A 20846-nucleotide genomic window follows, 5' to 3' on the forward strand; every position below is an offset into this window, starting at 1 on the left:
CTTGATTTCTACCGCTAACATCACCATGCAGTTCGGCTCCAAGCCGCTGTTCGAAAACGTTTCCGTCAAATTCAACAACGGCAACCGCTACGGCCTGATCGGCGCCAACGGTTGCGGCAAGTCGACCTTCATGAAAATCCTCGGCGGTGACCTGGAGCCGTCCGCAGGCCAGGTCATGCTTGAGCCGAACACCCGCCTGGGCAAGCTGCGCCAGGACCAGTTCGCCTACGAGGAATTCACCGTGATCGACACGGTGATCATGGGCCACGGCCAGCTGTGGAAAGTCAAAGCCGAGCGTGACCGTATCTACTCGCTGCCGGAAATGACCGAAGAAGACGGCATGGCCGTCGCCGAGCTGGAAACCGAATTCGCCGAAATGGACGGCTACACCGCCGAGTCGCGCGCCGGTGAACTGCTGCTGGGCCTGGGTATTCCGCTGGACCAGCACTTCGGCCCGATGAGCGAAGTGGCACCGGGCTGGAAGCTGCGTGTCCTCCTGGCCCAGGCGCTGTTCTCGGACCCGGACGTGCTGCTGCTCGACGAACCGACCAACCACCTGGACATCAACACCATCCGCTGGCTGGAAACGATCCTCACGGCGCGTAACAGCACCATGATCATCATTTCCCACGACCGGCACTTCCTCAACAGCGTCTGCACCCACATGGCTGACCTGGATTACGGTGAGCTGCGCCTGTTCCCGGGCAACTATGACGAGTACATGACCGCAGCCACCCAGTCGCGTGAGCAGCTGCTGTCGGACAACGCCAAGAAGAAAGCCCAGATCGCCGAGCTGCAGACCTTCGTCAGCCGCTTCTCGGCCAACGCCTCCAAAGCCAAGCAGGCCACTTCTCGTGCCAAGCAGATCGACAAGATCCAGCTGGCCGAGGTCAAGCCGTCCAGCCGCGTCAGCCCGTTCATTCGCTTCGAACAGACGAAAAAACTGCACCGCCAGGCCGTGGTCGTCGAGAAAATGGCCAAAGCCTTCGACGACAAGGTGCTGTTCAAGAACTTCGACATCACCGTCGAAGCGGGCGAGCGCGTTGCGATCATCGGCCCCAACGGTATTGGCAAGACCACCCTGCTGCGCACCCTGGTCGGCGAGATGACCCCGGATGCGGGCTCGGTGAAGTGGACCGACAGCGCCGAAGTGGGCTACTACGCCCAGGACCACGCCCACGACTTCGAAGACGACATGAGCCTGTTCGACTGGATGGGCCAGTGGACCTCTGGCGAGCAGGTGATCCGCGGCACCCTGGGGCGCATGCTGTTCTCCAACGACGAAATCCTCAAGTCGGTGAAGGTGATTTCCGGTGGTGAACAAGGTCGCATGCTGTTCGGCAAGCTGATCCTGCAGAAGCCGAACGTGCTGGTGATGGACGAGCCGACCAACCACCTGGACATGGAATCGATCGAAGCGCTGAACCTGGCGCTGGAAAACTACCCGGGCACCCTGCTGTTCGTCAGCCACGACCGCGAGTTCGTGTCGTCGCTGGCCACGCGCATCATCGAGCTGTCGGCCGATGGTGTGGTGGACTTCAGCGGTACTTACGATGACTACCTGCGCAGCCAGGGTGTGCTGGTCTGATTGAAGGCCAAGGCCTGGCCACCTTGTGTGGCTGGGCCTCTTCGCGGGCTTGCCCGCGAAGCCCCCCTCCCACCGACTGACACTGCCCGACGAATAATTCGTTAGCCTGCTTTCTTTTCCTTTGCGCAACGGCCATGATGGGACCACGCCCAACCGCCCGCCCGCGAAAGAGCCCATGACCGCGCAACAACCTGCCCCCGCCAGTCACACGCTGCACATCACCCTGCAGATCTTGTCGATCGTTTTCTATACCTTCATTGCCTTCCTCTGCATCGGCCTGCCGATTGCGGTGCTGCCCAGCTATGTGCACGACCAGCTCGGCTTTGGCGCAGTGATCGCCGGTGTAACCATTGGCCTGCAGTACTTGGCCACGCTGCTGAGCCGCCCGTTTGCAGGCAGGGTGGCGGACACCTTGGGAGGGAAACAGGCCATCCGCTTTGGCTTGCTGGGGATTGCCGGTTGCGGGGTGTTGACGTTGCTGTCAGCCTGGACCCTCACCTTACCGCTGCTGAGCCTGGCGCTGCTGCTCGGTGGACGTTTGCTGCTGGGCATCGCCCAAGGGCTGATCGGTGTGGCCACTTTGAGCTGGGGCATCAGCCAGGTCGGCCCCGAACACACTGCCAGGGTGATCTCGTGGAACGGCATCGCCTCCTATGGCGCGATCGCCATCGGTGCGCCGATCGGCGTGCTGGCCGTGGACGGGCTGGACTTCAGCGTACTGGGGCCGGCTTTGCTGGTGCTGGCAACCCTTGCCCTGCTGGTGCTTCGCAAGCGCCCCGACGTGGTCGTGGTGCGCGGCGAGCGCCTGCCCTTCTGGTCGGCGTTCGGCCGGGTTGCCCCGTGTGGCCTGGGTTTGACCCTGGCCTCGATCGGCTACGGCACCTTGACCACCTTCGTCACCCTGTACTACCTCGAGCGCGGCTGGGCCGGTGCGGCCTGGTGCCTGAGTGCGTTTGGTGTGTGCTTCATCATTTCGCGGCTGCTGTTCGTCAACGCGGTCAACCGCTTTGGTGGCTACAACGTGGCGGTCGCCTGCATGGCCACCGAAGTGCTGGGCCTGGGCCTTCTGTGGCTGGCGCCCTCGCCGCCCTGGGCGCTGGTTGGCGCCGGGCTCACCGGTTTCGGGCTGTCGCTGGTGTACCCGGCATTGGGCGTGGAGGCGATCAAGCACGTCCCCAGCAGCAGCCGCGGCGCAGGGCTGGGTGCCTATGCTGTGTTCTTCGACATGGCCTTGGCCATTGCCGGCCCGGTGATGGGCGCCGTGGCGGTACACCTGGGGTATGCCTCGATCTTCTGCGTGGCGGCCCTGCTCGCCTTGGCCGGGGTCGGCCTAACGTTGTGGCTGGCGCGGCGCGCCCGCCGTAGCTGAACGCTCAGCCGGCGCTGGCGCGCCCAGCGCCTGGCTGAAGAGCACTGCCGTTTCTCGCTGCAGCGAATGATGGATATGCCGGCGGTCGACGCCGTCGGCGTCCTTGCACAGCGCCGGCATTCGCGCGTACTGCTCGGCATCGCAGTGGGCCATGAACACGAAATGCCCGGCACCGGCCAACAGGCGGTAGTCCGGTGTAACCGGCAGTTTGCGGGCCAGGGCCTCGGCATTACGGTCTACGGCCACAAGCTGATCGCTGTCGCCACTGTAGATCAGTGCGGGAACCTGCACCCCGGCCAGCGCATGGCGCCCGAACAACAGGCTCAGCGGCGCCATCAACATGACCGCCCCCACTCGCGGGTCGGTCTCGGGCGCCAGTTCGCTACGGTCGGCAATCAGGATGCCGTGGGTCTTGCAGGCGTCTGTGTCATGCGGGCGCTCCAGGCAGTACTGACGCAGACGGTCCAGGTCGGGGCGTGCGCCAGACAGGATCAACGCGGTTTCTCCGCCGGCCGAGTAGCCAATCACGCCCACCTTGCCTTCATTCAGATAAGGCCCGACCACTGCATCATCACGTGCTGCGGTGATCGCCGCGCTGACTTGCAGCGGCCGCCCATAAAGATTGCTCAGGGTGCCAAGGCGACTGTGGTCGCGCACGTTGTCCCCCGGGTGCACCACCGCCACCACCACGAACCCTTGCCGCGCCAGCGACGTGGCCAGGTAATGCAAAGCCAATGGGCTGCCCGTATTGCCGTGAGACAGCACCAGCAACGGGAATCGCCCCATGGCGACGGGCGCCTCTTCGGCCACGTCGACGGGATACCCGTCTATACGGCTGATACGGGTTTTGCCAACGGCCGGGTAGAACGCCAGCGCTTGCATCGGGCGGCTATCGACCGGGTCGGTCAAGGTCATAAGGTGCAGGCCGGCAACCCACGGCGCGGCCTCGGCGCGGGCCAACAGGCCGCCGAGCAGGACCAGCGCCAACACGCAGCGTGCAAGGGTCATCGGCCAGCGGTTCCTTGCAGGACGAAGGGATAACCCAGCATAAAACCGGCTGGCGTTGTGCCGGATGAAAACTGGATGAAACCGCCGTCATGCAAGCTGCGCCTGCACCCTGTGCATTTGCGCATTGCGTCGAACCCATGGCATAGATGCAGGTCAACGTTTTCACGTGACCGTTTTCGCGCCTTTGAAGGAGATTCATGCATGAGCAAGCCTGCCTACGTGCCACCCAAAGTCTGGCGCAACGACGCAGCCTCCGGCGGCCAGTTCGCCAGCATCAACCGCCCGGTCGCCGGCCCGACTCACGACAAGGACCTGCCGCTGGGCAAACACCCGCTGCAGCTGTATTCCCTGGCTACGCCCAACGGCGTCAAGGTCACCATTGCCCTTGAAGAGCTGCTTGCCCTGGGCCACGCCGGTGCCGAATACGATGCCTGGCTGATCCGCATCGGCGAGGGTGATCAGTTTTCCAGTGGCTTCGTCCAGGTCAACCCCAACTCGAAGATTCCCGCCCTGCTCGACCGCAGCGTGGAGCCGCCGGTGCGGGTGTTCGAATCAGGTTCGATCCTGCTGTACCTGGCAGAAAAGTTTGGAGCATTGCTGCCAAAATCGCCGGCTGCGCGCACCGAATGCCTGAACTGGTTGTTCTGGCAGATGGGTGCGGCGCCTTACCTGGGCGGTGGTTTTGGCCACTTCTACGTGTACGCACCGGAAAAGTTCGAGTACGCCATCAACCGCTTCACCATGGAAGCCAAGCGTCAGCTGGACGTACTTGATCGTCGCTTGGCCGAAAGCCGTTATCTGGGCGGCGAGGCATACAGTATTGCTGATATTGCCGTGTGGCCGTGGTATGGCCAGCTGGTACGCGGCAACCTGTATGACGCGGCGCAGTTCCTGGCGGTTGACGAGTACCCGAACGTACAGCGCTGGGCCGAGGACATCGCCCAGCGCCCTGCTGTGCAGCGCGGTACACGCGTGAACCGTACCTGGGGAGATGAACACAGCCAGGTGCCGGAGCGCCATAGCGCCGCCGACCTGGCAGGTTGACGCAAACCGTGTGGAGCAACTGTCTTGCTCAATTTCCATAAGCTGGCGCGATCCGTGTGGGAGCAACTGTCTTGCTCAATTTCTAAAAGCTGGCGCCTTCCCTGGACTGCCCCCCAAAAGTTGGACAGTTTTAAGCTGCAGCCTGAGCCCTGTACTCCACAGGGCTCAGGCCATTGAGCCTCAGCTTGATGCGATCATGGTTGTAGTAGTGAATGTACTCATCCAGACCCGCTCTCAGCTCATCAATGCTCTCGAAACGCTTCAGGTAGAAAAACTCAGACTTGAGCGTGCCGAAGAAGCTTTCCATGGCCGCGTTGTCCAGGCAATTGCCTTTTCGAGACATGCTCTGCTTTACCCCACATTCGCTTAGCTTACGGCGGTATTGCGCCTGCTGGTAATGCCATCCCTGATCCGAATGCAGCACGAGCTTCGGTTTCTCTCCCAGGCAATCGAGCGCTTTGCCAAGCATGTTCCCAACCAGGCTATAGCACGGGCGGCTGGCCATTTCGTAGGCCACGATTTCGCCGTTGTACAAATCCATCACGGGCGACAGATAGAGCTTCTGTTGAGCTACTTTGAACTCGGTTACGTCAGTCACCCACTTTTGGTTTGGGCGTTGAGCGATAAAATTTCGCTCCAGTACATTCGCTGCCACTTTACCGACGGTACCTCGATAGGAGCGATATTTCTTGGGGCGCACTACTGATTTCAATCCCTGCTCAGCCATCAGCCGTTCAATGACCTTCTTGTTCACCCGCTTTTCCTTCCTGATTACGAGTGCGATACGGCGATAACCATAAAGCCCTTTCTGCTCGTGGTAGACGCGATGCACCAATGCCTTGAGCTCAGCATGCCGATCTGGCTTCTGCTGAGCTTTGAGCTGGTAGTAGAAGGTGCTGCGCGCCAGCTCGACCAGTTGAAGGAGGTCAGGCAAAGGAAACCTGCGCTTGAGTTTGGAAACGATCAGGACTTTTTCCCGCGTGTTCGTTCCTTTTCCTCGCGCAGAGCCTTGAGCTCCTTTAGGACAGCATTCTCCATGCGCAGGTACTCAAGTTCAGCCATCAGCTGATCTCGAGACTTCTGATCATCATTGGTATCGGTGGGTTTGGCAGGCTTGATCTTCTTCGACACGTCGATTGGCTTTCTTGGCTTGATGGCAGTAGAGGGTGCAGGACTGCCACTGTAGTACTGCCGCTGCCAAATGCCTATCTGAGAAGACTGCCCAAGACCAAAGTGGGCAGCGGTCTGGCGCAGCGAAAGCCGATGCTCGTGCATATAGCTAAGCACCTGCTGTTTGAAATCACTGGTATAGCGCCGCCCATGCGAGCCTGGACCAATGCCATTATTGGCCTGATAACTGGCCACCCAGCGTCGAAGCAGGCTGAAATCGATACCTAAGTGTTGAGCCACCTTTCGGAAACCGTTGCTGCCATCCAGGTAGGCTGTGATCGCTGTGAGCTTGAATTGCTCGGTGTACTTACCCATAGATCCCCCAAGGGTTGGATTGGTGTCCAACTTCTTGGGGGCAGTCCAGGATCATCACAGGCCTGGCGGGCCAGGTTGTACCTGTGGGAGCAACTGTCTTGCTCAATTTCTAAAAGCTGGCGCCTTCCCTGTGGGAGCGGGCTTGCCCGCGAACACGGGCGAAGCCCGTGCCATCCACCACGGTGTTGGCTTCGCGGGCAAGCCCGCTTCCACGCGGCTCACGCTGCGTTCTGGATTTAAGTTGTACTTTCAGGCTGCGGTAGCACTAGATCGAGCCAAGATGTACCCGTTCTGAGCATGGCATTTAACCGCACGATGAACGTTCTCATGCAGGCCACGATAGCGACTTTGGGAAGTTTTCCGCGCTCCCGCAGTGACTGATAACGAGCCTTGAGTGCTGGGTTGTATCTCATCGCCACAAGGCATGCCATGTACAGCGATCGCCTGACCGCAAATCGCCCGCCAGAGATAGAGCGCTTGCCCATGAATTTCCCGCTGTCGTGGTTGAAGGGCGCCACTCCGACCAGGGAGGCAATTTCTCTGGATTCAACCCGACCCAGCTCCGGCAGCAGCGCTACTAGCTTGCCCGCTGTCACCATCCCAATGCCTTTCACTTTAATCAGTTGGGTAACCCGTTCGTCGTTCAGCATCGCGGTTTGCTGTTCGATCTCACGCTCAACCAGTTTGATCTGCGCTTTGAAGTGTTTCAGGTTGGCATTCAGGTAGTTAGCAACTGCAGTCGATTGCACCTGCTTCAGGCGCCGCAGGTCGTCATCTCGCTGTTGAACCAACCGATCACGTTGCTGAAGCAACTCTCGCAGAAGCGCTCGTTCGGGGCTGATTCGCAGAGAGGGTTGATCTGGAATGACTTCGGCATAGTGCGCCAGAACCTCGGCGTCGATGGCGTCAGTCTTGGCCTTGATGCCTAAAGAGTCAGCGAATGACCTGGCTCGCCTGGGATTGACGCGTATGACCTTGTAGCCAGCGTCCTGTAGAAAACGCATGACATCTCGCTCGTAGCCACCCGTTGCCTCTAACAGGACGCGCTTGATACTGAGCTTGCGAAGGCTCTCCAGTAGCGCCTCAAAGCCTGTGGGATCATTGCTTAAATGCATTTTGATGCCCTGTGGCCGCACCGCAGCATCAAGGGAGAGACTGGAAACATCGATACCCAAGAAGGAAGCCATCACCAAAACCTCCTAAACTCAACACAGTGAGAGGACTTTGGCTTGGCCCACGCTTGTGATTCGAGATCAGAGCCGCATCCAACTGTTCGGGCTCTCGCCAAAGTGGAACGGTGAATGGCAGCTTGTGCTCCCACACGTGCTCAAGGCACCTACGGCATTCAGCTTGCCATTCACCGCTCTCACTCCAGATTCTAATCCCCCATCAAGACACAAGCGGCCTTGTGTCGCGAAAGGGCCGCGAAGCGGCCCCAGCATTATTTGCATCGACGCTGAAATCCCGGGGCTGCTGTGCAGCCCTTTCGCGACACAAGGCCGCTCCCACAGGGACTGCGCCTGGCTTTAGATGTGGACGACGACTTTCAGGACTTCCAGCGCCGGTTCGACCTTGATGCCCAGCACTGCCCCCAGGTCCATTACCCGTGCCAGTTCCTGCTGCCCTACCATGACCATCTGCAGTTCATACCTGTGGGAAACAACGGCGACCCTGGGGTTGTGGGTGGGTTTGCGGTGATGATGTTTCTCGATATCGCGCAGGGCTGAGGCTGAGCACCAGCCTGTGGGCGGCCCTTTGGTGACTGAAAGGCCGCCCCCACACTGGGCCGGGGAATGCCTGTGAATGCCCCCGACAATGCCCCCCTGCATAAAACCATTTGCCCCTGCGCAAACCTGCGTCCGCCAAGCCCTTCTTGTACACTCCTCGCATTAGCCCCCACCTGCACATTTTTTGGTGAACGCATGATCGAGGTAACCGAGGTTTCCATTGCCGAGCTGCGCGACGCGCTCGAGTCGGGCCGCACGACAGCGGTCGAGCTGGTCAAGGCCTACCTGGCGCGCATCGACGCCTACGATGGCGCCGACACGGCCACAGCCCTTAACGCCGTAGTGGTGCGCAACCCGGAGGCGCTTAAAGAGGCCGAGGCCTCCGATGCCCGTCGTGCCAAGGGCCAGGTGCTGAGCCCGCTGGACGGCATCCCCTACACCGCCAAGGACAGCTACCTGGTCAAAGGCTTGACTGCCGCCTCCGGCAGCCCTGCCTTCAAGGACCTGGTCGCCCAGCGCGACGCCTTCACCATCGAGCGCCTGCGCGCCGCCGGTGCCGTGTGCCTGGGCAAGACCAACATGCCGCCCATGGCTAACGGTGGCATGCAGCGCGGTGTCTATGGCCGCGCCGAAAGCCCGTACAACGCCAACTACCTGACCGCGCCCTTCGCCTCGGGCTCGTCCAACGGTGCCGGTACCGCCACCGCCGCCAGCTTCAGCGCCTTTGGCCTGGCCGAAGAAACCTGGTCCAGCGGCCGTGGCCCGGCGTCCAATAACGGCCTGTGCGCCTACACCCCGTCGCGCGGAGTGATTTCGGTGCGTGGCAACTGGCCGCTGACGCCGACCATGGACGTGGTGGTGCCCTACGCCCGCACCATGGCCGACCTGCTGGAAATCCTCGACGTGGTGGTCGCCGATGACGCCGACAAGCGCGGCGACCTGTGGCGCCTGCAGCCGTGGGTGCCAATCCCCGCTGCCTCGACGGTACGTCCGGCGTCGTACCTTGAACTGGCGGTAGATGCCAGCGCGCTCAAGGGCAAGCGCTTTGGCGTACCACGCATGTATATAAATGCCGATCCCGAAGCGGGCACCGCCGAGAAACCAGGCATCGGCGGGCCGACCGGCCAACGCATCAACACCCGCGCCACGGTGATCGACCTGTGGCAACAAGCACGCCAGGCCCTGGAAGCGGCGGGTGCCGAAGTGCTGGAAGTGGACTTCCCGTTGGTGTCCAACTGCGAAGGCGACCGCCCAGGCGCGCCGACCGTGTACAACCGTGGCATCGTCAGCAAGGCATTCCTGCATGACGAACTGTGGGAACTGTCGGGCTGGGCCTTTGACGACTTCCTGCGCGCCAACGATGACCCCAAGCTTAACCGCCTGGCCGATGTCGACGGGCTGAAGATCTTCCCCCACGACCCGGGCACCCTGCCCAACCGTGAAGATGACCTGGCTGCCGGCATGGACGAGTACGTCAACATGGCCAAACGTGGCCTGAAGACCTGGGACCAGATCGAGACCCTGCCCGACGGCCTGCGCGGGCTGGAGCAGACCCGCAAGCTGGACCTGGAAGACTGGATGGACGAGCTGGGCCTGGACGCGGTGCTGTTCCCCACCGTAGCCGACGTTGGCCCGGCCGATGCCGATATCAACCCGGTATCGGCGGACATCGCCTGGAGCAACGGTGTCTGGGTAGCCAACGGCAACCTGGCAATCCGTCACCTGGGCGTGCCGACCGTGACCGTGCCGATGGGCGTGATGGCCGATATCGGTATGCCGGTGGGGCTGACCTTTGCCGGGAAGGCCTATAGCGACAACGCGCTGCTGAGTTTTGCTGCCGCGTTCGAGGCCACCGGCTCGCGCCGGATGATTCCGCCGCGCACGCCGGCGCTCGGCTGAGTCTTACAGGGCCCGCAAAAGCAGATCGCGAATTTCAACCATATGTGTAAAAATACACAAACAGTTGATTTTGCGGTCTGCCATGCCTATCACCCCCAGCGAAGAACGCCAACTCACCCTCACCGTGCTCAAGGCCGCGATCCAGGCCCTGGGCAGCGTTGCCGCGCGCAACATGGAAATACTCCTGCACGACCTTGACCACCCCGAACACTCGGTGGTGGCGATCGTCAACGGTCATCTTTCCGGCCGCAGCGTGGGCAGCCCGATCCTCGCCGCACCGGAGCAGGACCAGGGTTTCAAGGCACTGATGCAGGCCTCGGCCGACCAGCACGGCTGTGAGCCGGTGGTGCTGCCCGATTACCCCACTACGCTCAAAGGCCGCACGCTACGGAGTGCCACGGCATTCTTCCGTGACAGCAGCGGCCACCCCTTCGCCAGCCTGTGCGTCAACACCGACGTCACCGGCCTGGATGCTGCCATGAGCTTTCTCCAGCAGTTGCAGCCGCTGGGGGCCATACCGGCGGTCAACGAACCGGCCGACATGGAGCTGCTGATGAGCGAGATCATCCAGGCTGCCCTGCAGCGCAGCGGCCAGGGGCGGATGAACAAACAGGCCAAGGTCGAGGCCGTGCGCGTCATGCAGGAGCGCGGCCTGTTCATCGTCAAGGGCGGCGTCGAGAAGGCTGCCAGCGCTCTCGGCGTGACGCGCTACACCATTTACAACTACCTCGAGCAACTACGCGGAGCCAGCCAATGACCTTGCACATTCATACCCCCCTGATCGAGTCGCGCCCGCTGTCGTTGGCGGCCGGTCGTAATATCTGGCTCAAGCTCGACGCCCTGCAACCCTGCGGTTCGTTCAAACTGCGCGGTGTAGGCTACGCCTGCGAGGTACACCACGCGCGTGGCGCCCGGCACTTTGTGTCCTCGTCAGGTGGCAATGCCGGTTTGGCAGTCGCCTACGCCGGACGCAAGCTGGGGGTGCCGGTGACCGTGGTGGTACCCGAAACCACCACCGAACGGGCCAAGCAGCTGCTGCACCTGGAAGACGCCAAGGTGGTGGTGCACGGCAGTTCCTGGCAAGAGGCCAACGCCCTGGCACAGACACTGGTAGGCCCGAACGATGCCTTCATCCACCCATTCGACGACCCACTGCTGTGGGCCGGGCATGCCAGCCTGGTGGATGAAGTGGCCGAAGCCGGCCTGAAGCCGGACGCGGTGGTGTTGTCAGTCGGCGGGGGCGGCTTGCTCAGTGGCGTGGTAGAGGGGCTCAAGCGCAATGGCTGGGGCGATGTGCCGGTGCTGGCAGTAGAAACCGAGGGCGCGGCGTCGCTGCATGCGGCCATGCAGGCTGGGCATTCGGTGGAGCTGGAGCGCATCGCCTCGGTGGCCACGTCGCTGGGGGCCAAGCGTGTGGCTGATCAGGCGCTGACGTGCGTGCAGCAGCATCCGGTGCACAGCCATCTGGTCAGCGATCGCGCAGCGCTGGAGGCCTGTGAGCGGTTCTTGCTGGACCACCGTGTGCTGGTCGAGCCCGCGTGCGGGGCGGCGTTGGCAGTGGCCTATGATGCCAAGGCACTGGGCGCCTTGCGCAATGTACTGGTGGTGGTCTGTGGCGGCGCTACCGCAACACTGGAGCAGATCCAGGCCTGGCTGCAGCAGGCAGACTGAAGCTGCCATCTGTCGGGGGTGATCACGACAGTCACATGCACCTGATCTACTAGGCTCGCCGCAACCGAAAAAGCCCTCGCAATAGCGTCAACCCTGACGAAATGCGTATCCCGCCCTTTCGGTCTGCGGCAAGTGAAGGCACAATGCGTGTCCTTTTTTTGGCCGGCCTGGCCGGGGGCCTTTAAATGATCAAGACGCCGTATTACCTCATCGATAAAACCAAGCTGCTCAGCAACATGGAGAAGATCGCCTACGTGCGCGAACACTCCGGTGCCAAGGCGCTGCTCGCCCTCAAGTGCTTCGCCACCTGGTCGGTGTTCGACCTGATGCAGCAGTACATGGACGGTACCACCTCGTCCTCCCTGTTCGAGCTCAAGCTCGGCCGCCAGAAGTTCGCCGGCGAAACCCATGCCTATAGCGTGGCCTGGGCCGACGACGAGGTCGAGGAGATGCTTGAGAACTGCGACAAGATCATCTTCAACTCGATCGGCCAGCTGCAACGCTTTGCCGAACAGTCCGAAGGCAAGGTGCGTGGTCTGCGCGTCAACCCGCAGGTCAGCAGCTCCGACTACCTGCTGGCCGACCCGGCCCGCCCGTTCAGCCGCCTGGGCGAATGGGACCCGGCCAAGATCGAGCAGGTGATCGAACAGATCTCCGGTTTCATGTTCCACAACAATTGCGAGAACGGTGACTTCGGCCTGTTCGACAAGATGCTCACGCACATCGAAGAGCGATTCGGCCACCTGCTGCACAAGGTCGAGTGGGTCAGCCTGGGTGGCGGCATTCACTTCACCGGTGAAGACTATGCAGTAGACGCCTTCTGCGCGCGCCTGAAGGCGTTCTCGGAAAAATACGGCGTGCAGGTTTACCTGGAGCCGGGCGAAGCCGCCATCACCAACAGCGCCTCGCTGGAAGTGACCGTGCTCGATACCCTGTACAACGGCAAGCACCTAGCCGTGGTCGACAGCTCGATCGAAGCGCACCTGCTCGACCTGCTGATCTACCGCCTCAACGCCAAGATGGCCCCCAATGACGGCGAGCATACCTACATGGTCTGCGGCAAGTCATGCCTGGCCGGTGACATCTTCGGCGAGTACCAATTCGATCGTCCGCTGGCCATTGGCGATCGCCTGTCGTTCATCGACACGGCGGGTTACACCATGGTCAAGAAAAACTGGTTCAACGGGCTGAAGATGCCTTCCATCGTGGTCAAGCAGCTCGACGGCAGCGTCGAAGTCGTCCGCGAGTTCGGTTTCGAAGACTACGTTTCCAGCCTGTCGTAAGACCGGCTTTCAAGTAAGGAGCAAAGGGTAAATTGAAGAAGAACGTTCTTATCATTGGTGCAGGAGGTGTCGCCAAGGTGGTGGCCCACAAGTGCGCGCAGCATAACGACGAACTGGGTCGTATCGCCATCGCGTCACGGAACATCTCCAAATGCCAGGCCATCATCGACAGCGTCAAGGCCAAGGGTAGCCTCAAGGTACCCGCCGACATCCAGGCCTTCTCGCTCAATGCCCTCGATGTCGAGGCAACCAAGGCGCTGATCCGCGAAACCGAATCGCAGATCGTGATCAATGTGGGTTCCGCCTTCCTCAACATGTCGGTGCTGCGTGCTTGCATCGATACGGGTGTCGCCTATCTGGACACCGCCATCCACGAAGAGCCGGGCAAGATCTGCGAGACCCCACCGTGGTACGGCAACTACGAGTGGAAACACCTCGAAGAGTGCCAGGCAAAGAACATTACCGCCATTCTCGGCGTCGGTTTCGACCCGGGTGTGGTGAACAGCTACGCCAAGCTGGCGCAGCAACAGTATTTCGACAGCATTGATTCGATCGATATTCTCGACGTCAATGCCGGTTCACATGGCAAGTACTTTGCCACCAACTTCGACCCGGAAATCAACTTCCGCGAGTTCACCGGACAAGTGTGGAGCTGGCAGAACAGCCAGTGGACCAGCAACACCATGTTCGAGGTCAAGCGTACCGACGACCTGCCAGTGGTAGGCTCGCAAAACCTGTACCTGACCGGCCACGATGAAGTTCACTCGATTTCGAAGAACCTCAACGTCCCGAACGTGCGCTTCTGGATGAGCTTCGGCGAGCACTACATCAACGTGTTCACGGTTCTGAAAAACCTGGGCCTGCTCAGCGAGCAACCGGTGAAAACCGCCGAAGGCCTGGAAGTGGTACCGCTGAAAGTGGTCAAGGCTGTACTGCCAGACCCGGCCTCGCTGGCCCCTGGCTACACCGGCAAGACCTGCATCGGCGACCTGGTCAAAGGCACCAAGGATGGCCAGCCGCGCGAAGTGTTCATCTACAACGTGGCCGACCACGAAGAAGCCTACGCCGAGACCGACAGCCAGGGCATTTCCTACACCGCCGGCGTACCGCCAGTGGCTGCCGCCCTGCTGGTTGCCCGTGGCGAGTGGGATGCCAAGCGCATGGTCAACGTCGAGGAGCTGCCAGCCGAGCCGTTCCTCAAGGCGCTGGACGTGATGGGCCTGCCGACCCGCGTCAAAGATGAAAAAGGCGATCGTCCTTGGGACGCTGAAGCCTAAGCAACAAACAGAAGGGGCGCCACATGGCGCCCCTTCTGCTTTCCAGGCCCAGCCACTTCGCGGGCAGCCCAGGCGCTCCACAGGCCTGAAACAAGCACGTAACCTGTGTGGGCGAGCCCGCGAAGAGGCCGGTGCAAGATCACGCTCTACTTGCGGGCCTCCAGAATCAGGTTGAACGGCGTCTGCGTCGCCCGCCGGAACCTGCTGAACCCTGCCTCCTCGAAGACCGCCCGCAATCGCGCCTCCCCGGCCTGCGCACCCAACCCCAGCCCCACTTCCTGCGACAACGAATTGGGCGTGCAGATAAACGTCGACGCCGCATAGAACAAGCGCCCGACCGGTGTCAGGTTACCCTCCAGCGAGTCCTCGGCATAAGGCTCCACCAGCATGACCGTGCCATCCGCTTTCAAAGCATGGTAGGCATGCCTGGCTGCCCCGACCGGGTCACCCATGTCGTGCAGGCAATCGAAGAAGCACACCAGGTCATGGTCATGCCCCGGGTACTCCTTGGCGCTGGCCTGCTGGAAGCTCACCCGCGACTCCAACCCCGCTTCACGCGCACGCGCGTTGGCGGTGACGATCGAAGGCTGATGATAGTCGTACCCCACGAAGGTCGACGCTGGAAACGCCTGCGCCATCACCAGCGTCGAGGCACCATGACCGCACCCCACATCCGCCACCTTGGCGCCCGCCTGCAGCTTGGCCACCACACCCTCCAGTGCCGGCAGCCAATCCGCTACCAGGAAGGTGCGATACCCCGGCCGGAAAAACCGCTCGGTACCGCTGAACATGCACGGGTGGTGATCGCCCCAGGCCAACCCGCCATCGCCGCGCATGGCGGCTACCAGCTTGTCCTTGTCATGGAACAGCGCCGCCACCACGGACGCGCCGCCGGCCATGTAGGCCGGAGAATCCTCCAGCGCCAGGGCCATGGCCTGTTCTTCAGGCAGCACAAAACGGCCCTTGTCATGGACCATGTAGCCCGATGCCGCCTGGGCATTCAACCATTCTCGCACCAGCCGCGGGTGGCAGCCGGTCTTTTCCGCCAGTTGCTCAGGGGTGACCGCCTGGCTGTCGGCCATGGCCCGGTACAGCCCCAGTTCATCGCCGAGAATGACATTGGCCAGCGTCGCCGCCGCGCCCATGTCGCCCACCAGCTTGCCCATGAAATCGTGAAGCCTTGCCTCGTCCATGACCTGCCCTCCTCTGCAAGAAGGCCATCGCCAACGAGGGACATCCGCTCCGGGAAGGCGGTGGTCGGTTCAAGGGTTTTCGTTCGCGGTACAACGCGCTAACGCGAGCTGTCATTAAGTTTAGATGCTCTGCCTGGGCGAAGTGGAATAAAGGCCTCATGGCCCACGAAAACATCCTTCAGGTAACAATTCCTAAACAAGGATGTGACATTTTTTTTCAGCTTTCCTATCAAGGAGCTGTCAAATGAAGGTCACGGTTTTCGGAACCGGCTATGTCGGCCTGACCCAGGCGGTGTGCCTGGCCCAGGTGGGCCATTCGGTGTTGTGCATGGATGTCGATGCCGATCGGGTGGCCAGCCTGAGTGAGGGCCATTGCCCGATCTTCGAGCCCGGCCTTGCGCCGCTGCTGGAGAAGAACCTCGCCTGCGGTCGGCTGCGCTTCACCACGGATGCCGCAGTCGCTGCCAACTATGCCAGGTTGCAGTTCATTGCCGTCGGTACTCCGCCGCAAGCCGATGGTAGCGCCGACCTGAAACACGTTTTCGCCGTGGTCGACAGCATCCTCGAACACGCTGACGGGCCCAAAGTAATCGTCAACAAGTCCACCGTGCCGGTGGGTACGGTACACCGCATCAAGGCACGCATCGCCCTGGCCGTGGCCGATACCAGCCGCTTCCAGGTGATCAGCAACCCGGAGTTTCTCAAGGAAGGCTCAGCGGTGGATGACTGCATGCGCCCCGAGCGCATCATCATCGGCGGCGCAGATGCGGCCGAAGTGGAGTTGCTACGCGAGCTTTACCTGCCCTTCAGCCGCAACCGCGAGAAGCTTATGGTCATGGATGCGCGCAGCGCCGAGCTGACCAAGTACGCGGCCAACTGCATGCTGGCAACCAAGATTTCCTTCATCAACGAAATCGCCAACCTGGCCGAGCACCTGGGGGCCGACATCGAAATGGTGCGCCGTGGCATCGGCTCGGACCCGCGCATCGGTTATGACTTCATCTACGCCGGCTGCGGTTTTGGCGGCTCGTGCTTCCCCAAAGACCTGCAAGCCCTGCGCCACAGTGCCGAGTCGGAAGGCTTCGAGACACAGTTGCTGCGCGCAGTAGCGTCGGTCAACGAGCAGCAGAAGGGTCGGCTGTTCAGCAAGATCCAGCGCCACTACCCCGGCGGCCTGCGGGGCAAGGTGTTTGCCCTGTGGGGGTTGTCGTTCAAGCCCAATACCAATGATATCCGCGAAGCTTCCAGCCGGGTCCTGCTGGAAGCACTGTGGGCCGCGGGCGCGCGGGTGCAGGCTCACGACCCTCAGGCCATGGAAGAAATCCGGCGCCACTACGGCCCGCGTGCCGACTTGCAACTGGTGCCCTGCAAGGACGATGCATTAAAGGGCGCAGATGCCTTGGTGATCGTCACCGAGTGGCAGGACTACCGCGTACTCAATCTGGACAAGGTGCCGCAGCAGTTGACCGACCGGGTGGTGTTCGACGGGCGCAACCTGTTCGAGCCCGAGCACATGGCCGCCGCCGGCCTGACTTATTACGGGATCGGCCGTGGCCAGGTGCAGCCAGTATGCCCGTACTGATTACCGGTGTGGCAGGTTTCATTGGCTACCACGTGGCGCGGCGCCTGTGCGAGGCCGGCATCGAAGTGGTCGGTATCGACAACCTTAATGCCTACTACAGCGTCGAGCTCAAGCGGGCGCGCCTGCAGGCGTTGTTCGGTTTTTCCAGCTTCCACTTCCATGCCCTCGACATCGCCAACCCTGCCGATTTGCAACCGCTGTTCGCCAGGCAGGCGTTCAGCGAGGTGATCCACCTGGCGGCCCAGGCCGGCGTGCGCTATTCACTGGACAACCCGGGTGCCTACGGCCAGGCCAACCTGGTTGGTTTCCTCAATGTTCTCGAGGCCTGCAGAGCGCAGCCACCACGCCACTTGATCTACGCCTCCAGCAGCTCCGTGTACGGGGCCAATGCCAAGCTGCCGTTCAGCATCGACGACCCGGTCGACCAGCCCGTGTCGCTCTATGCCGCCAGCAAGCGCGCCAATGAACTGATGGCGCACAGCTACGCCCACCTGTACCGCCTGCCGACCACCGGCCTGCGCTTTTTCACGGTCTACGGCCCCTGGGGCCGCCCCGACATGGCGCTGTTCAAATTCACCCGCGCCATGCTCGAGGGCCGGCCGATAGCGCTTTACAACAACGGCCTGATGGGCCGCGACTTCACCTACATCGACGACATCGTCGAAAGCATCGTGCGCCTGCGCCTGAAACCGCCCCGGCCAGCCGAGGGGAAACCACCCTGCCAACTGTTCAATATTGGCCGCGGTCAGCCGGTAAGGCTGCTGCATTTTGTCGAATGCCTGGAGGACGCCTTGGGTATCAAGGCCCAACGCGACTACCTGCCGCTGCAAGCGGGGGACGTGCTGGAAACCTGGGCCGACGTCAGCTCACTGGCACGCTGGATCGACTTCTCCCCAGGCACATCGCTGGAACATGGCGTCAACGCCTTCGTTGGCTGGTACCGGGATTTCTACCGGGTTTGATCCACGCAATCACAACACGATCACAGGTAGCCTCATGAGCGATCCACTTGACCTCTCGGTACTGATACCCGCCAAGAACGAGGTCGACAACCTGCCATCACTGCTGATGGAGATACGCACTGCACTCACGGCCGAACACTACGAAGTGCTGGTGGTCGACGACGGCAGCAGCGACGGCACCCTGAGCGTACTGCAGCACCTGAAAAGCCAGGGCTACAGGCAATTGCGCATCCTGCGTCACGACCGTTCGCTGGGCCAGAGCACCTCGCTGTGGCATGCCGCCCAGGCGGCCCGCGGCCACTGGCTGGCGACCTTGGATGGCGATGGCCAGAACGACCCGGCAGACATCCCCGGCATGCTAGCCCTGGTGCGCGCCAACCAGAACCTGGCCGGCGGCGTCAAGCTGGTGGCCGGGCACCGGGTCAACCGGCGTGACAGCGCCAGCAAGCGCTGGGCCTCGCGCGTAGCCAACGGCCTGCGCAGCCGCCTGCTCAAGGATGCCACACCCGACACCGGCTGCGGGCTGAAGCTGATCGAGCGGGCAGCCTTCCTGCACCTGCCCTACTTCGACCACATGCACCGCTACATTCCGGCACTGATCCTGCGCCACAACGGCCGCATGCTGGTGCACCCGGTCAACCACCGGCCACGCCACGCCGGTGTCTCCAAGTATGGCAACCTGGACCGCGCCCTGGTCGGCATCTTCGACTTGTTCGGGGTGTGGTGGCTAATCCGCCGCACCCGCCTGCACAGCCGCCCGCAGGAGCTTGAAGGATGACCCGCGAAACCCTCTGGTTGATCATCGGCTTCGCGGGTCAGGCCGTTTTCACCGGGCGCTTCGTGCTGCAGTGGCTGTACAGCGAACTCAAGCGCCGCAGCGTGATCCCGGTAGGCTTCTGGTACCTGAGCATGCTCGGCAGCGCGCTACTGCTGACTTACGCCATCTACCGCCAGGACCCGGTCTTCATTATCGGCCAAAGCTTCGGCTTTCTGGTCTACCTGCGCAACCTGCAACTGATTGCCCGCCACCAGCAACTGAAGGAATAGCCCTTTGCCTAAGTTCAAGACAATCGGGGCCGAACGCCTGGCCCTGATCGCCCTCGCCGTGTTGCTGGTGGGCGCGGGAATCGGCTGGCGTCAGCCGATGAATGTCGATGAAGAACGCTTTCTCGGCGTGGCCCTGGAAATGCTGCAGAGCGGCAACTGGTTCATCCCACACCGTGCAGCAGAGATCTATGGCGACAAGCCACCGTTGTTCATGTGGACCGTGGCGCTGTTCAGCTACCTGACCGGCGCGCCCAACGTTGCCCTGTACCTGCCCGGGCTGCTGTCGGCGGCGACCATCACCTGGGTGCTGCATGACCTCGGGCGGCGCCTGTGGAACCGGCGCACCGGCGTGATCGCGGCCTTGTTGTTCCTGGCCACCTACCAGACCTACAGCATCCTGCGCACCGGGCAGATCGACAGTTTCCTGTGCCTTTGGGTTGCGCTGGGCCTCTACGGCATGCTGCGCCACCTGCTACTGGGGCCCGCCTGGGGCTGGTTCTACCTGGCTTGCGCATCCATGGGCCTGGGCATTATCAGCAAGGGGGTGGGTTTTGTTCCGGCGCTGATATTGCTGCCTTATGCCTGGGCGGTGCGCCATCGCTGGCGCGGCGTAGTCGCCATGCCCGGCCAGGGATGGCGCTGGAGCCTGGGGCTACTGTGGTTACTCGCCGGTTGCGCCGTGTGGCTGCTGCCGCTGCTGGTGTCGATCGCCCATGGCGGCGGCGCCGCAGAGCTGGCCTACCTGAAGGAAATCCTGCTGCGCCAGACCGCCAGCCGCTACGCCAATGCCTGGGACCATCGCGAGCCGTTCTGGTACTTCTTCGTCAAGGTCATCCCCAAGTACTGGCTGCCTCTGATCCTGGCCCTGCCCTGGCTGGTACCGGCCTGGCGCCGGCAACTGCAAAAGCACGATGGCCGCTTCCTGCTGCTGCTAGGCTGGGTGGCATTGGTGCTGCTGTTCTTCAGCCTGAGCACCGGCAAGCGCAAGCTGTATATTTTCCCGGCGCTGCCAGGCCTGATTCTGGCCATGGCGCCGCTTGTGCCGTGGCTGCTCAAGCGCTGGTGGCAGCGTCGGCCGGGCTGGCACAAGGCATTCACCACAGCAGCCCTGGTATGGTTCGCCCTGTGGTTCGCGCGTGGTTTCGTCGAACCCGTGAAGGAGGGCCGCAACCCGCATGAGACGCTGATGAGCGACGCCGCACAGGCCACTGCCGGTGCCGAACTGGTGCTGGTCAACTGGCGCGAGGGGCATTGGCTATTTGCCCGGCAACCCATCGTGCACTTCGGCTTCACCGGCCAATCCAAAGTGGATGCAGCGGTCTACTGGCTGCGCCAGCACCCCACCGCCTTCACCCTGGTTCCAGCCACCGAACTGGGCCAGTGCTTCAACGTCGACAAGGCACGCAAGCTGGGTGAAACCTCGCGGGCCAAATGGTATGTCGTCGGTGCAGATGCCGACAACGGTCAATGCCAGGCCAGTGCCCCCAACGACGTCTACCACTTCGCCTGGGCCGATACCTGGCGCAACCCGCTGGTCGTTGAGGAACACGCAGGGAAATGACCCACCAGACCCTGCCGGTCCGGTGGGCGCTTAGGAGAATGCCCGCCGAACTACAGCGCCTGCCCGATCAGGTACTGCTCCAGGTCAAACTCGCGCTCCCCTATCCATATCGCTTGCAATCCATCAAATCTCAAAATACTGTATGAATAT

At 61.9% G+C, this 20846-nt stretch carries 17 protein-coding genes; 13 read left to right on the forward strand and 4 right to left on the reverse strand.

Translation table 11 applies throughout. The features are described 5' to 3' along the window. Nucleotide 1: 1 nt before the first annotated feature. Both KW568_RS16060 and KW568_RS16065 read left to right on the forward strand, forming a co-directional pair. Nucleotides 2-1588: an ABC-F family ATPase gene (locus KW568_RS16060; protein ID WP_003248141.1), complete on the forward strand. Its 1587-nt coding sequence runs from the start codon at nt 2-4 to the stop codon at nt 1586-1588. Between the two features lie 175 nt (nt 1589-1763). Beyond that, entirely contained in the window at nt 1764-2957 is a 1194-nt protein-coding gene (locus KW568_RS16065) for an MFS transporter (RefSeq protein ID WP_004576697.1), read from the forward strand. On the opposite strand, the gene KW568_RS16070 is transcribed toward KW568_RS16065, so the two are convergent. Next, complete coding sequence (locus tag KW568_RS16070; protein WP_259536445.1) at nt 2919-3965, reverse strand: dienelactone hydrolase; 1047 nt, start codon at nt 3963-3965, stop codon at nt 2919-2921. The two genes, KW568_RS16065 and KW568_RS16070, sit on opposite strands and share 39 nt — an antisense overlap. Before the next feature lie 201 nt (nt 3966-4166). Here KW568_RS16070 and yghU point away from each other — a divergent pair, with 201 nt between their 5' ends. Next, nucleotides 4167-5009: a glutathione-dependent disulfide-bond oxidoreductase gene (yghU, locus tag KW568_RS16075; RefSeq protein ID WP_003248134.1), complete on the forward strand. Its 843-nt coding sequence runs from the start codon at nt 4167-4169 to the stop codon at nt 5007-5009. Between the two features lie 130 nt (nt 5010-5139). Here the strand turns inward: yghU and KW568_RS16080 are convergent. Both KW568_RS16080 and KW568_RS16085 read right to left on the reverse strand, forming a co-directional pair. Beyond that, a protein-coding gene (locus KW568_RS16080; protein ID WP_085983016.1) for an IS3 family transposase occupies nt 5140-6494 on the reverse strand; the annotation gives its coding sequence in 2 pieces (ribosomal slippage) (nt 5140-6018 and nt 6021-6494; 1353 coding nt in all). 236 nt (nt 6495-6730) lie between these two features. Further along, entirely contained in the window at nt 6731-7681 is a 951-nt protein-coding gene (locus KW568_RS16085) for an IS110 family transposase (RefSeq protein WP_004577666.1), read from the reverse strand. A gap of 735 nt (nt 7682-8416) precedes the next feature. Here KW568_RS16085 and KW568_RS16090 point away from each other — a divergent pair. The 5 genes from KW568_RS16090 to KW568_RS16110 all read left to right on the forward strand — a co-directional run bounded on the left by KW568_RS16090 (nt 8417) and on the right by KW568_RS16110 (nt 14351). Further along, nucleotides 8417-10120 (forward strand): amidase, encoded by a 1704-nt coding sequence (locus tag KW568_RS16090; RefSeq protein WP_003248130.1) that lies wholly within the window; start codon nt 8417-8419, stop codon nt 10118-10120. 82 nt (nt 10121-10202) lie between these two features. Next, complete coding sequence (locus KW568_RS16095; protein WP_004576698.1) at nt 10203-10877, forward strand: transcriptional regulator; 675 nt, start codon at nt 10203-10205, stop codon at nt 10875-10877. Beyond that, nucleotides 10874-11791, forward strand: a complete 918-nt coding sequence (locus KW568_RS16100) for a pyridoxal-phosphate dependent enzyme (RefSeq protein ID WP_003248127.1) — start codon at nt 10874-10876, stop codon at nt 11789-11791. The genes KW568_RS16095 and KW568_RS16100 overlap by 4 nt, the downstream gene beginning before the upstream one ends. A 185-nt stretch (nt 11792-11976) precedes the next feature. Beyond that, complete coding sequence (nspC, locus tag KW568_RS16105; RefSeq protein ID WP_003248125.1) at nt 11977-13074, forward strand: carboxynorspermidine decarboxylase; 1098 nt, start codon at nt 11977-11979, stop codon at nt 13072-13074. A 32-nt stretch (nt 13075-13106) separates the two neighbouring features. Then, nucleotides 13107-14351: a saccharopine dehydrogenase family protein gene (locus KW568_RS16110; RefSeq protein ID WP_003248123.1), complete on the forward strand. Its 1245-nt coding sequence runs from the start codon at nt 13107-13109 to the stop codon at nt 14349-14351. A gap of 146 nt (nt 14352-14497) precedes the next feature. Here KW568_RS16110 and KW568_RS16115 read toward each other — a convergent pair whose 3' ends face one another. Continuing rightward, nucleotides 14498-15544: a class I SAM-dependent methyltransferase gene (locus KW568_RS16115; protein WP_003248119.1), complete on the reverse strand. Its 1047-nt coding sequence runs from the start codon at nt 15542-15544 to the stop codon at nt 14498-14500. Between the two features lie 244 nt (nt 15545-15788). On the opposite strand from KW568_RS16115, the gene KW568_RS16120 reads away from it, so the two are divergent. From KW568_RS16120 to KW568_RS16140, 5 genes are read left to right on the forward strand one after another with little or no spacing between them, the layout of a single operon-like run. Beyond that, nucleotides 15789-17126 (forward strand): UDP-glucose/GDP-mannose dehydrogenase family protein, encoded by a 1338-nt coding sequence (locus KW568_RS16120; protein ID WP_004576699.1) that lies wholly within the window; start codon nt 15789-15791, stop codon nt 17124-17126. Then, the gene (locus KW568_RS16125) at nt 17114-18088 is read left to right on the forward strand and encodes an NAD-dependent epimerase/dehydratase family protein (RefSeq protein ID WP_004576700.1); all 975 of its coding nucleotides are present in this window, start codon (nt 17114-17116) and stop codon (nt 18086-18088) included. The genes KW568_RS16120 and KW568_RS16125 overlap by 13 nt, the downstream gene beginning before the upstream one ends. Nucleotides 18089-18122: 34 nt before the next feature. Beyond that, nucleotides 18123-18866 carry a glycosyltransferase family 2 protein gene (locus KW568_RS16130; protein ID WP_004576701.1) on the forward strand — a complete coding sequence of 248 codons (744 nt, stop codon included), beginning with the start codon at nt 18123-18125 and terminating at the stop codon, nt 18864-18866. Next, nucleotides 18863-19135: a lipid-A-disaccharide synthase N-terminal domain-containing protein gene (locus KW568_RS16135; protein WP_003248111.1), complete on the forward strand. Its 273-nt coding sequence runs from the start codon at nt 18863-18865 to the stop codon at nt 19133-19135. Before KW568_RS16130 ends, KW568_RS16135 begins: the two co-directional genes overlap by 4 nt. Nucleotides 19136-19139: 4 nt before the next feature. Beyond that, nucleotides 19140-20696: a glycosyltransferase family 39 protein gene (locus KW568_RS16140; RefSeq protein ID WP_004576702.1), complete on the forward strand. Its 1557-nt coding sequence runs from the start codon at nt 19140-19142 to the stop codon at nt 20694-20696. The last annotated feature ends 150 nt before the right edge of the window (nt 20697-20846 follow it).

The sequence above is a fragment of the Pseudomonas sp. HD6515 genome (genome assembly GCF_024971855.1).
GTDB classification, from domain to species: domain Bacteria; phylum Pseudomonadota; class Gammaproteobacteria; order Pseudomonadales; family Pseudomonadaceae; genus Aquipseudomonas; species Aquipseudomonas alloputida.

Excerpts from the sequence above, each read along its gene's own strand:
- KW568_RS16065 (WP_004576697.1), top strand. The coding sequence starts at position 1,764 with ATGACCGCGCAACAACCTGCCCCCGCCAGTCACACGCTGCACATCACC.
- KW568_RS16070 (WP_259536445.1), bottom strand. The coding sequence starts at position 3,965 with ATGACCCTTGCACGCTGCGTGTTGGCGCTGGTCCTGCTCGGCGGCCTG.
- yghU (WP_003248134.1), top strand. The coding sequence starts at position 4,167 with ATGAGCAAGCCTGCCTACGTGCCACCCAAAGTCTGGCGCAACGACGCA.
- KW568_RS16085 (WP_004577666.1), bottom strand. The coding sequence starts at position 7,681 with ATGGCTTCCTTCTTGGGTATCGATGTTTCCAGTCTCTCCCTTGATGCT.
- KW568_RS16090 (WP_003248130.1), top strand. The coding sequence starts at position 8,417 with ATGATCGAGGTAACCGAGGTTTCCATTGCCGAGCTGCGCGACGCGCTC.
- KW568_RS16095 (WP_004576698.1), top strand. The coding sequence starts at position 10,203 with ATGCCTATCACCCCCAGCGAAGAACGCCAACTCACCCTCACCGTGCTC.
- KW568_RS16100 (WP_003248127.1), top strand. The coding sequence starts at position 10,874 with ATGACCTTGCACATTCATACCCCCCTGATCGAGTCGCGCCCGCTGTCG.
- nspC (WP_003248125.1), top strand. The coding sequence starts at position 11,977 with ATGATCAAGACGCCGTATTACCTCATCGATAAAACCAAGCTGCTCAGC.
- KW568_RS16115 (WP_003248119.1), bottom strand. The coding sequence starts at position 15,544 with ATGGACGAGGCAAGGCTTCACGATTTCATGGGCAAGCTGGTGGGCGAC.
- KW568_RS16120 (WP_004576699.1), top strand. The coding sequence starts at position 15,789 with ATGAAGGTCACGGTTTTCGGAACCGGCTATGTCGGCCTGACCCAGGCG.
- KW568_RS16125 (WP_004576700.1), top strand. The coding sequence starts at position 17,114 with ATGCCCGTACTGATTACCGGTGTGGCAGGTTTCATTGGCTACCACGTG.
- KW568_RS16130 (WP_004576701.1), top strand. The coding sequence starts at position 18,123 with ATGAGCGATCCACTTGACCTCTCGGTACTGATACCCGCCAAGAACGAG.
- KW568_RS16135 (WP_003248111.1), top strand. The coding sequence starts at position 18,863 with ATGACCCGCGAAACCCTCTGGTTGATCATCGGCTTCGCGGGTCAGGCC.